This is a genomic window from Cloacibacterium sp. (assembly GCF_047601505.1).
Classification (GTDB): Bacteria; Bacteroidota; Bacteroidia; order Flavobacteriales; family Weeksellaceae; genus Cloacibacterium.
This window is the reverse complement of the sequence record NZ_JASGJD010000001.1, coordinates 3,429,269-3,440,631: the sequence shown is the minus strand read 5'-3', so window position 1 is coordinate 3,440,631 and position 11,363 is coordinate 3,429,269. Positions and strand designations below refer to the sequence as shown.

7 protein-coding genes are annotated in these 11,363 nt (G+C 35.2%); all 7 read left to right on the top strand.

All coding sequences use genetic code 11. From position 1 onward, the window contains the following. Nucleotides 1-9: 9 nt before the first annotated feature. The 7 genes from QM746_RS15500 to rpoC all read left to right on the top strand — a co-directional run bounded on the left by QM746_RS15500 (nucleotide 10) and on the right by rpoC (nucleotide 11,356). Entirely contained in the window at nucleotides 10-438 is a 429-nt protein-coding gene (locus tag QM746_RS15500; RefSeq protein ID WP_414985043.1) for a hypothetical protein, read from the top strand. Between the two features lie 255 nt (nucleotides 439-693). Then, complete coding sequence (rplK, locus tag QM746_RS15495) at nucleotides 694-1,137, top strand: 50S ribosomal protein L11 (protein ID WP_414985042.1); 444 nt, start codon at nucleotides 694-696, stop codon at nucleotides 1,135-1,137. Between the two features lie 11 nt (nucleotides 1,138-1,148). Beyond that, on the top strand, nucleotides 1,149-1,841 hold the full coding sequence (gene rplA, locus QM746_RS15490; RefSeq protein WP_414985041.1) for a 50S ribosomal protein L1: 693 nt from the start codon (nucleotides 1,149-1,151) through the stop codon (nucleotides 1,839-1,841). Between the two features lie 13 nt (nucleotides 1,842-1,854). Continuing rightward, complete coding sequence (gene rplJ / locus QM746_RS15485; RefSeq protein ID WP_414985040.1) at nucleotides 1,855-2,445, top strand: 50S ribosomal protein L10; 591 nt, start codon at nucleotides 1,855-1,857, stop codon at nucleotides 2,443-2,445. A gap of 104 nt (nucleotides 2,446-2,549) precedes the next feature. Next, entirely contained in the window at nucleotides 2,550-2,918 is a 369-nt protein-coding gene (gene rplL, locus QM746_RS15480; protein ID WP_414985039.1) for a 50S ribosomal protein L7/L12, read from the top strand. A gap of 309 nt (nucleotides 2,919-3,227) precedes the next feature. Further along, nucleotides 3,228-7,055, top strand: coding sequence for a DNA-directed RNA polymerase subunit beta (gene rpoB / locus QM746_RS15475; protein ID WP_414985038.1), 3,828 nt, complete (start codon nucleotides 3,228-3,230; stop codon nucleotides 7,053-7,055). A 32-nt stretch (nucleotides 7,056-7,087) separates the two neighbouring features. Continuing rightward, entirely contained in the window at nucleotides 7,088-11,356 is a 4,269-nt protein-coding gene (rpoC, locus tag QM746_RS15470; protein WP_414985165.1) for a DNA-directed RNA polymerase subunit beta', read from the top strand. Nucleotides 11,357-11,363: the final 7 nt, after the last annotated feature.

Here is an 11,363-nt window from a genome sequence, read left to right as displayed (position 1 = left end):
TTAATAATAATGAGAAAGTTAAAAATATTTTTTGTTATAATTGTTATATTCAACATAAGTTGTCATAATTTGTCAAATGACGAGAATAAGCAAGTTTCAAATACGGTAAAAAAGTACTTTAATAGTGTTAAAAATAGCGATTTTGAAGAATATAAAAATCTTTTTATGAACAATGTCAATACGGGGGATAAACAATACGTATATTCTTATTTAGCTAGAAATTATGATAAAATGAATTCTAGAAAAATTCTTTTAAATGAGCCAGAAGTAAAAGATACTATTATGGAATTTAGTAGTAAACACAAGTATGTTAAATATGATTTTACCAATCAAAAAAATGAAACGTTAACCATAACTTTATTCTTTTTTAGTGAAAATGGATATGATAAAATTACTAGAGAAGAAATAATTGGGAACATGCCGAAGTGGGAAAAGTAAATTATTGCAAACCACTCTCCGAAGTTTGTAACTTGAGAGCAGATAAATCATAAGTCAACTTTCAATAAGTTGACTTTTTTATTTCAAAGAAAAATCAAATTCTTTCTAAAAATCAAAACATTATCTATTGTATATTCAGAAAATATTCTTATTTTTGCACCCTGAAAAGTAGATTCACTAGGTGAGAAAGTGTAATCTACTGATTTATAAATGCTTCCACATTCATAAATTTAAAAATTTTCAAAAAAACAAAAAATGGCTAAAAAAGTCTTTAAAATGGTGAAACTCCAAGTGAAAGGTGGCGCTGCTAACCCTTCACCACCAGTTGGTCCTGCATTGGGTTCTGCTGGTGTTAACATTATGGAGTTTTGTAAACAATTTAATGGAAGAACGCAAGATAAGCCAGGACAAATTTTACCAGTATTAATTACAGTTTACGAAGATAAATCTTTCGAATTTGTAATTAAAACTCCACCAGCTGCTGTTCAATTAATGGAAGCTGCTAAGGTAAAAGGTGGTTCTGGAGAACCAAACAGAGTAAAAGTTGGTTCTGTAACTTGGGAACAAGTGAAAAAGATCGCAGAAGATAAAATGGCAGATCTTAACTGTTTTACTATGGATTCAGCATTGAGCATGGTAGCAGGAACTGCTAGATCTATGGGATTAAGAGTAACAGGAACTAAACCGTCTAACGCTTAAAACTTATTGAAATGGCAAAATTAACAAAAAAGCAAAAAGAAGTTGCAAGCAAAGTAGAAAAAAACAAGGTATATAGCCTAGAAGAAGCTTCTGCATTAGTGAAAGAATTAAACTATGCTAAGTTTGATGCTTCTGTAGACCTTGCAGTTAGATTAGGGGTAGATCCTAGAAAAGCAAACCAAATGGTAAGAGGTGTAGTATCTCTACCTCACGGAACTGGTAAAGATGTAAGAGTTTTAGCTCTTGTAACTCCAGATAAAGAAGCAGAAGCTAAAGAAGCAGGTGCTGATTTTGTAGGTTTAGACGAATACTTACAAAAAATTAAAGAAGGTTGGACAGATGTTGACGTTATCGTTACTATGCCAGCAGTTATGGGTAAATTAGGTCCATTAGGAAGAATTTTAGGGCCTAGAGGTCTTATGCCAAACCCAAAATCTGGTACTGTAACTATGGAAGTAGGTAAAGCTGTTTCAGAAGTGAAATCTGGTAAAATTGATTTCAAAGTAGATAAATATGGTATTATCCACGCTGGTATTGGTAAAGTTTCTTTTGATGCTGATAAATTAAAAGAAAATGCTGCTGAATTAATTCAAACATTAATGAAGTTAAAACCAACTGCAGCTAAAGGTACTTACGTAAAATCTATTTACCTTTCTTCTACAATGAGTCCTGGGATTGCAATTGATACTAAATCTGTAAACTAAAATCTGAAAGACAATGACAAAAGAAGAAAAAGTATTAGTAATACAAGAGATAAAAGAATTGTTACAAGACGCTAAAGTTGTTTATGTAGCAAATCTTGAAGGATTGAATGCCGCTCAAACTTCAGATTTTAGAAGACAAGCATTTAAAAACGATATTAAGCTTAAAGTAGTAAAAAATACTTTGCTACAAAAAGCAATGGAGCAAATTGAAGGTGTAGATTATTCTGAAATGTTCCCTACTTTTAAAGGAAACACTGCAGTAATGATTGCAGAAACTGCTAACGCTCCTGCTAAATTAATCCAAGGTTTCAGAAAAAAAGAAGCTGTACCAGCTCTTAAATCTGCTTACTTACAAGAAACTTTCTATGTAGGTGACGAAAACCTAGATGCATTAGCAAACATTAAGTCTAGAGAAGAAATGATTGGAGAAATCATCGGATTACTTCAGTCTCCAATCCAAAGATTGATTTCTGCTTTAGAAAACAAAGAAGAAGCTAAAGGTGCTAAAGCTGAAGAAACTTCAGAAGTAGTAGCAGAAGCTCCTGCAACAGAAGAAACTCCTGAAGCTCCAGCAGCGGAAGGTGAAGCTCCTGCAGCAGAATAATAACAAAAATTTGTTTGCTGAAGGTAGAGTACCGAAAGCAACACCGAGTAAAAGACACTCAAAAAAAATAACATAAATCGTTCAACAATTTAAACATTAATACAATGTCAGATTTAAAAAATTTAGCTGAAACGCTAGTAAACTTAACTGTAAAAGACGTAAACGAACTTGCTGCAATCCTTAAGGATGAGTATGGAATTGAACCTGCTGCTGCTGCTGTAGTTGTAGCTGCTGGTGCTGGTGCTGAAGCTGCTGAAGAAAAAACTGAATTCGACGTAATCCTTAAATCAGCTGGTGCTTCTAAATTAGCTATCGTTAAATTAGTAAAAGATTTAACAGGTGCAGGTCTTAAAGAAGCTAAAGATATGGTAGATGGTGCTCCAACTGCTATTAAAGAAGGTGCTTCTAAAGACGAAGCTGAAGCTCTTAAAAAACAATTAGAAGAAGCTGGTGCAGAAGTAGAATTAAAATAATCTATTTACACCACATAAGACTTAGACCTTCCCAGTATTGGGTAGGTCTATGTCTATTTTTAGAGTTAAACTTTTTTAAAAATTTAACTTGTTGATTTTCAGTTATTTGAAAATTTTAAATTCAAAAAAGAAAAAAATATTTTGCACTACGCTGTGAAAAGATATACCAGCGTTGCAGTTAGAAATGGAGGAAGATAAATGCGAAAGTAGGAAGTTAAACATCAGACATCTAGCATCAAACATCCAACATTTTTGATATTTTTTAAAATAAAGTAAAATATTTTTTAACCCCAATTTTCTTACCATTTTATGAGTAAAACAAAAGCTATCACAAGCACTCAGGAAAATCAAAGAATTAATTTTTCGTCTGCAAAAGGTAGTGTAGTAGCTCCAGATTTCTTAGACATCCAAGTACAGTCTTTCAAAGAATTCTTCCAGCTAGATACGCTTCCAGAAGCCAGAGTGAGCGAAGGTCTTTACAAGACTTTTCAAGAAAATTTCCCTATCACAGACTCTAGAAACCAATTCGTATTAGAATTTCTAGATTATTTGGTAGATTCTCCTCGTTATTCTATTGACGAATGCGTGGAAAGAGGACTTACGTATTCAGTTCCTCTAAAAGCAAGACTTAAATTATACTGTACAGATCCAGAGCACGAAGATTTCCAGACTGTAATTCAAGATGTATATTTAGGTCCAGTTCCTTACATGACGCCTTCTGGGTCTTTCATCATCAATGGTGCTGAGAGAGTTGTTGTAACACAGTTGCACAGATCACCAGGTGTGTTCTTCGGACAAACTTATCATGCTAACGGAACTAAATTGTACTATTCAAGAATTATCCCTTTCAAAGGTTCTTGGATGGAATTTACTACGGATATCAATAACGTAATGTATGCGTATATTGACCGTAAAAAGAAATTACCACTTACTACTTTGCTTAGAGCAATTGGTTATGAATCTGATAAAGAAATTCTTCAGATTTTCGACCTTGCAGAAGAAGTAAAAGTTTCTAAAGCAAATCTTAAAAAAGTTCAAGGTAGAACTTTGGCAGCTAGAGTATTGAATACATGGTTCGAAGATTTCGTAGATGAAGATACAGGTGAGGTAGTTTCTATCGAAAGAAATGAAATTATTCTTGATAGAGAAACGATTCTTGAAAAAGAACATTTAGACCTTATTCTTGATGCTGGTGTTAAGTCTATCTTAATCCACAATGAGAATAGTGGTGAGTTTACTATCATTCAAAATACATTACAAAAAGACCCTACAAACTCCGAAAAAGAGGCTGTAGAGTATATCTATCGTCAGTTGCGTAATGCAGATCCACCAGATGAAGAAACTGCAAGAGGAATTATTGAAAAACTATTCTTCTCTGAGCAAAGATATTCTCTTGGTGAAGTAGGACGTTACAGATTAAACAAAAAATTAGGTCTTAATATCCCTACAACTACAGAAGTTCTTACCAAAGAAGATATTATCTCTATCGTAAGACACTTAATAGAATTAGCTAATTCTAAAACAGAAGTAGATGATATTGACCACCTTTCTAATAGAAGAATTAAAACTGTTGGTGAGCAATTAGCAGGACAATTCGGTGTAGGTCTTTCTAGAATTGCGAGAACAATTAAAGAAAGAATGAACGTTAGAGATAACGAAATCTTTACACCACTAGATTTGGTTAATGCTAAAACGTTAACATCAGTAATCAACTCATTCTTTGGTACCAACCAGCTTTCTCAGTTTATGGACCAAACCAACCCATTGTCTGAAATCACTCACAAGAGAAGATTATCTGCACTAGGGCCTGGTGGTTTATCAAGAGAAAGAGCAGGTTTCGAGGTAAGAGACGTTCACCATACTCACTACGGTAGAATTTGTCCGATTGAAACTCCGGAAGGACCAAACATCGGTTTGATTTCTTCTTTAGGATGTTATGCAAAAATTAACAATTTAGGTTTCATTGAAACTCCATATAGAAAAGTAGAAGCTGGTAAAATAGATTTCTCTGCTGCTCCAATTTACTTAAATGCTGAAGATGAAGAAGGTAAAGTAATTGCTCAGGCAAACGTAGATTTAGCAGATGATGGAACTTTCAATACAGAGAGAGTTATTGCTCGTCTTGATGGTGACTATCCTGTAGTTACTCCAACTGAAGTAGAATTATTAGATATTGCACCAAACCAGATTGCTGGTATTTCTGCATCTTTAATTCCTTTCTTAGAGCATGATGATGCGAACCGTGCATTGATGGGATCTAACATGATGCGTCAGGCTGTTCCATTGTTAAAACCAGAAGCTCCAGTTGTAGGTACAGGTTTAGAAAAACAAGTGGCTACAGACTCTAGAATTTTAATCAATGCTGATGGAAATGGTACTGTAGAATATGTAGATGCTGATAAAATCGTTATTAAATACGAAAGAAGCGAAGACGAAGATTTAGTACAATTCGAGTCTGCTATTAAAACCTATAATCTTACTAAATTTAGAAAAACCAACCAATCTACTACCATTACTCTTAGACCAAACGTAAGAGTAGGAGATTACGTAGTAAAAGGACAAGTACTTTGCGACGGGTATGCTACCGAAAAAGGAGAATTAGCTCTTGGTAGAAACTTAGTAGTAGCGTTCATGCCTTGGAAAGGGTATAACTTTGAGGATGCAATCGTAATCAACGAAAAAGTAGTAAGAGAAGACTGGTTTACTTCTATCCACGTAGATGAGTATTCATTAGAAGTAAGAGATACTAAACTAGGTATGGAAGAACTTACTGCAGATATTCCAAACGTTTCTGAAGAAGCTACCAAAGACTTAGACGAAAACGGTATGATTAGAATTGGTGCAGAAGTGAAGCCTGGTGATATCCTTATCGGGAAAATTACTCCAAAAGGTGAATCTGATCCTACTCCAGAAGAAAAACTTCTTAGAGCAATCTTTGGTGATAAAGCTGGTGATGTAAAAGATGCTTCATTAAAAGCAGATTCTTCATTAAGAGGTGTTGTTATCAACAAAAAATTATTCTCAAGAAATATTAAAGATAAGAAGAAGAGAACAGAAGAGAAACTAAAACTTGAAGAAATCGAAAACAGATACAAATCTCAATTCGACGAATTAAGAAATACACTTCTTGAAAAACTAAACACTCTAGTAAACGGTAAAACTTCTCAAGGAGTTAATAACGACTTAGAAGAAGAAATTATCCCTAAAGGTGCTAAGTTTACGCTTAAACTTCTTCAGTCTGTGGAAGATTACGTTAACGTAAGCGGTTCAGATTGGACTGTAGATGCAGACAAAAATGATTTAATTAAACAATTAATTCATAATTATAAAATTAAATACAATGATATTCAAGGAGTTAAAAACCGTGAGAAATATGCAGTTTCTATCGGTGATGAGCTTCCTGCAGGTATCATTAAACTAGCTAAAGTTTACATCGCTAAAAAACGTAAATTAAACGTTGGAGATAAGATGGCAGGTCGTCACGGTAACAAAGGTATCGTGTCTAGAATCGTAAGAGAAGAAGATATGCCATTCTTAGAAGACGGGACACCAGTAGATATCGTATTGAATCCACTTGGGGTACCTTCTCGTATGAACATCGGACAGATTTACGAAACTGTTTTAGGATGGGCTGGTAAAAAATTAGGATTAAAATTCGCTACTCCTATCTTTGATGGAGCAAGCTTAGAACAAATTACTGAATACACCGAAAAAGCAGGTCTTCCTATCTACGGAAACACTTACTTATACGATGGTGGTACTGGTGAAAGATTTAGTCAGCCAGCTACAGTGGGAGTAATTTATATGTTGAAACTAGGTCACATGGTAGATGATAAGATGCACGCACGTTCTATCGGTCCTTATTCATTAATTACTCAACAGCCATTAGGAGGTAAAGCACAATTTGGTGGTCAGAGATTTGGAGAGATGGAGGTTTGGGCTCTAGAAGCATTCGGAGCATCTAACATCTTAAGAGAGATCTTAACCGTGAAGTCTGATGACGTGATTGGTAGAGCGAAAACATACGAAGCAATTGCTAAAGGAGAATCTATGCCAGAACCTGGTATCCCAGAATCTTTCAACGTATTGTTACACGAATTACAAGGTCTTGGTCTTGATATAAGATTGGAAGAGTAATCCTCAATTTTTTTTAATTTTTATTTGAACAAATTATGTCAAAAAATAAATCAAGTAGATTTAGTAAAATCACCATCGGTTTAGCTTCTCCCGAAATCATTCTTCAAGAATCAAAAGGGGAAGTTTTAAAACCAGAAACGATTAACTATAGAACTCACAAACCAGAAAGAGATGGTTTATTCTGCGAGAAAATCTTCGGCCCTGTAAAGGATTACGAATGTGCTTGTGGAAAATATAAGAGAATTCGTTACAAAGGTATCGTTTGCGACCGTTGTGGGGTAGAAGTTACTGAGAAAAAAGTACGTAGAGAGAGAATTGGGCACATCAATTTGGTAGTTCCTGTTGCTCACATCTGGTATTTCCGTTCACTTCCAAACAAAATTGGTTACCTTTTAGGTTTACCTTCTAAAAAATTAGATATGATTATTTACTACGAAAGATACGTAGTAATTCAACAAGGTATTGCTAAAAAAGCAGACGGTTCTGATTTTGAAGAAAAAGAATTCCTTACAGAAGAAGAATATCTAGATATTTTAGAAACTCTTCCTATTGAAAACCAATATTTAGAAGATTCAGACCCTAATAAGTTTGTAGCTAAAATGGGTGCTGAAGCGGTAGAAGAATTATTAAAAAGAATAGACCTAGATGCTCTTTCTTTTGATCTTCGTCACAAAGCTCACAACGAATCTTCTAAACAAAGAAGAACTGAAGCATTAAAAAGATTAAATGTTGTAGAAGCGCTTAGAGGTGCTAATACAAGAATGATTAACCGCCCAGAATGGATGGTAATGCGTGTTCTTCCTGTTATACCACCAGAATTGAGACCATTAGTTCCACTAGATGGTGGTAGATTTGCTACATCAGATTTAAATGATTTATACAGAAGAGTTATCATTAGAAACAACCGTCTAAAGAGACTTCTTGAGATTAAAGCTCCAGAAGTAATCCTTAGAAATGAGAAGCGTATGCTTCAGGAAGCGGTAGATTCTTTATTCGATAACACTAGAAAATCTTCTGCTGTAAAATCTGAATCTAACAGACCATTGAAATCTCTTTCAGATTCATTGAAAGGTAAACAAGGTCGTTTCCGTCAAAACTTATTAGGAAAAAGGGTAGATTACTCTGCGCGTTCGGTAATTGTTGTAGGGCCTAGCCTTCAATTACACGAATGTGGTCTTCCAAAAGATATGGCGGCAGAACTTTACAAACCATTTATCATTAGAAAACTAATAGAAAGAGGTATTGTAAAAACTGTAAAATCTGCTAAAAGAATTATCGATAGAAAAGAGCCTGTAGTTTATGATATTCTAGAAAACGTGATGAAAGGTCACCCAGTTTTATTAAACAGGGCACCTACCCTTCACAGATTGGGTATCCAAGCATTCCAGCCTAAAATGATCGAAGGTAAAGCTATCCAACTTCACCCATTGGTAACAACGGCATTCAACGCCGATTTCGATGGTGACCAGATGGCGGTACACTTACCATTAGGGCCAGAAGCAATTCTAGAAGCTCAATTATTAATGCTAGGTTCTCAAAATATCTTGAACCCTGCAAATGGTTCTCCTATCACGGTACCTTCTCAGGACATGGTTTTGGGTCTTTATTTTATGACCAAAGAAGCTAGTTCTACAGAAGACCACAAAATTTTAGGAGAAGGTTTAGTATTCTATTCTCCTGAAGAAGCAGAAATTGCTTACGCAGAAGGTAGAGCTTCTCTTAATGCGAAAGTAAGATGTAGATTACCTCACAAAACTGAAGAAGGAAACATCATTATTAAACTACAAGAAACAACAGTTGGTAGAATTTTATTCAACCAAATTGTACCTAAACAAGTAGGATATATTAATGAATTATTGACTAAAAAATCATTAAGAAACGTAATTGGTAAAATCTTAGGAGATACAGATTTCCCAACTACAGTGAAGTTCCTTGATGATATGAAAAACCTAGGTTATATGAACGCTTTCAAAGGCGGTCTATCTTTCTCTCTTGCTGATATTGTAGTACCGGCAGAAAAGAAAAAAATGATTTCTCAAGCTATTGAAACAGTAGACGAAATCAAAGGAAACTATAACATGGGTCTTATTACAGATACAGAACGTTATAACCAAGTTATCGACGTTTGGACGAATACCAACGCTAGTCTTACCGAGATGATTATGAGCAGAATGAAGAGCGACCAAGGTGGTTTCAACTCTGTATATATGATGCTAGATTCTGGTGCAAGGGGTTCTAAGGAACAGATTCGTCAGTTATCTGGTATGAGAGGTTTGATGGCAAAACCACAAAAAGCAGGTGCTTCTGGAGCTGAGATTATCGAAAACCCAATTATTGCAAACTTCAAAGAAGGTTTATCAATTTTGGAATACTTTATCTCTACCCACGGTGCTCGTAAAGGTCTTGCGGATACCGCTCTTAAAACTGCGGATGCTGGTTATCTTACAAGAAGATTGGTAGACGTAGCTCAAGACGTTATTATTACAGAAGACGATTGTGGTACACTAAGAGGTACAGAAGTTTCTGCATTAAAGAAAAACGACGAGATTGTAGAAAAACTATCTGAAAGAGTTTTAGGTAGAGTTTCTCTTCACGATGTTTACGACCCTGAAACTGATGAAATTTTAGTAAATGCCGACGAAATCATCAACGAAGAATTGGCTAAAAAACTAGAAGCAGCTGGTATCGAAACCGTAGAAGTACGTTCGCCACTTACTTGTGAAGCTAAAAAAGGTATCTGTGCTAAATGTTACGGACGTAACCTTGCAACAGGTAAACCAATTCACATGGGTGAAGCTGTAGGTGTTATTGCTGCACAATCTATTGGTGAGCCAGGTACTCAGCTTACATTGAGAACCTTCCACCAAGGGGGTACAGCTGGTAACGTTTCAGAAAGTCCAACTATTGTTGCGAAAAGAGACGGTATCGTTGAAATGGACGAATTAAGAACCATTAAATCTGAAGACGAAAACGGTAACGAAGCAGATATTGTAATCTCTCGTTCTACAGAATTCCGTTTGGTAGCAGATAATGCGGCAAGAACTCCATTAATGGTAGCAAACGTTCCTTACGGTTCTTCGCTTTCTGTAAAACCTGGTGATAAAGTTGCTAAAGGTGATCTTATTGCAAAATGGGATCCTTATAACGCGGTTATCATTGCTGAAACAGCTGGTAAAGTAGAATACGAAGATATTATTCAAGGTATCTCTTTCCAATTAGAGATAGACGAACAAACTGGTTTCGAAGAAAAAGTAATTTCTGAATCTAGAAATAAAAAAGCAATTCCTACTCTTAAAGTGGTAGATTCTAAAGGTGTTGAGCAAAAAGCTTACAACTTACCAGTAGGAGCTCACTTAATGGTAAACGATGGAGAAAAAATTAAAGCGGGTAAAGTTTTAATCAAAATCCCAAGAAAATCTGCAAAAGCAGGGGATATCACCGGTGGTTTACCAAGAGTTACCGAATTGTTCGAGGCAAGAAATCCTTCTAACCCAGCAGTGGTTACAGAAATTGACGGTGTAGTTTCTTATGGTAAAATTAAGAGAGGTAACCGTGAATTGGTAGTAGAATCTAAAACAGGTGAGGTTAAAAAATATTTAGTAAAACTTTCTAACCAAATCTTAGTTCAAGAGAATGACTTTGTGAGAGCTGGTTCGCCACTTTCTGATGGTTCTGTTACTCCAGATGATATCTTAAGAATTAAAGGTCCAACTGCCGTACAAGAATATTTAGTAAACGAAATTCAAGAAGTTTACCGTTTACAAGGGGTAAAAATTGATGACAAGCATTTCGAAATCATCGTTAGACAAATGATGACGAAAGTAGAAATTGTAGATGGTGGTGATACCCAATTCTTAGAAGGTTCTTTAGAGCATAAATATGATTTCTTAGAAGAAAATAACAGAGTGTTCGGTTTGAAAGTTGTAGTAGAACCTGGAGATTCTAAAATCTTCAAAGCAGGTCAAATGATTACTGCAAGAGAACTTAGAGACGAAAATTCTAAATTGAAGAGAGAAGATCAACAATTAGTAGAAGTTCGTGAAGCACTTACAGCAACTGCAATGCCGGTATTACAAGGTATTACAAGAGCAGCGCTTCAAACTAAGTCGTTCATGTCTGCGGCATCTTTCCAAGAGACTACAAAAGTTCTAAACGAAGCAGCGGTGTCTGGTAAAGTAGATGAGCTAAACGGTCTTAAAGAAAATGTAATTGTAGGACATAGAATTCCTGCAGGTACAGGTCTTAAAGTTTACCAAAACGTAATCGTAGGTTCTAACAAAGAATTCGAAGATTTAAATTAATTATAAA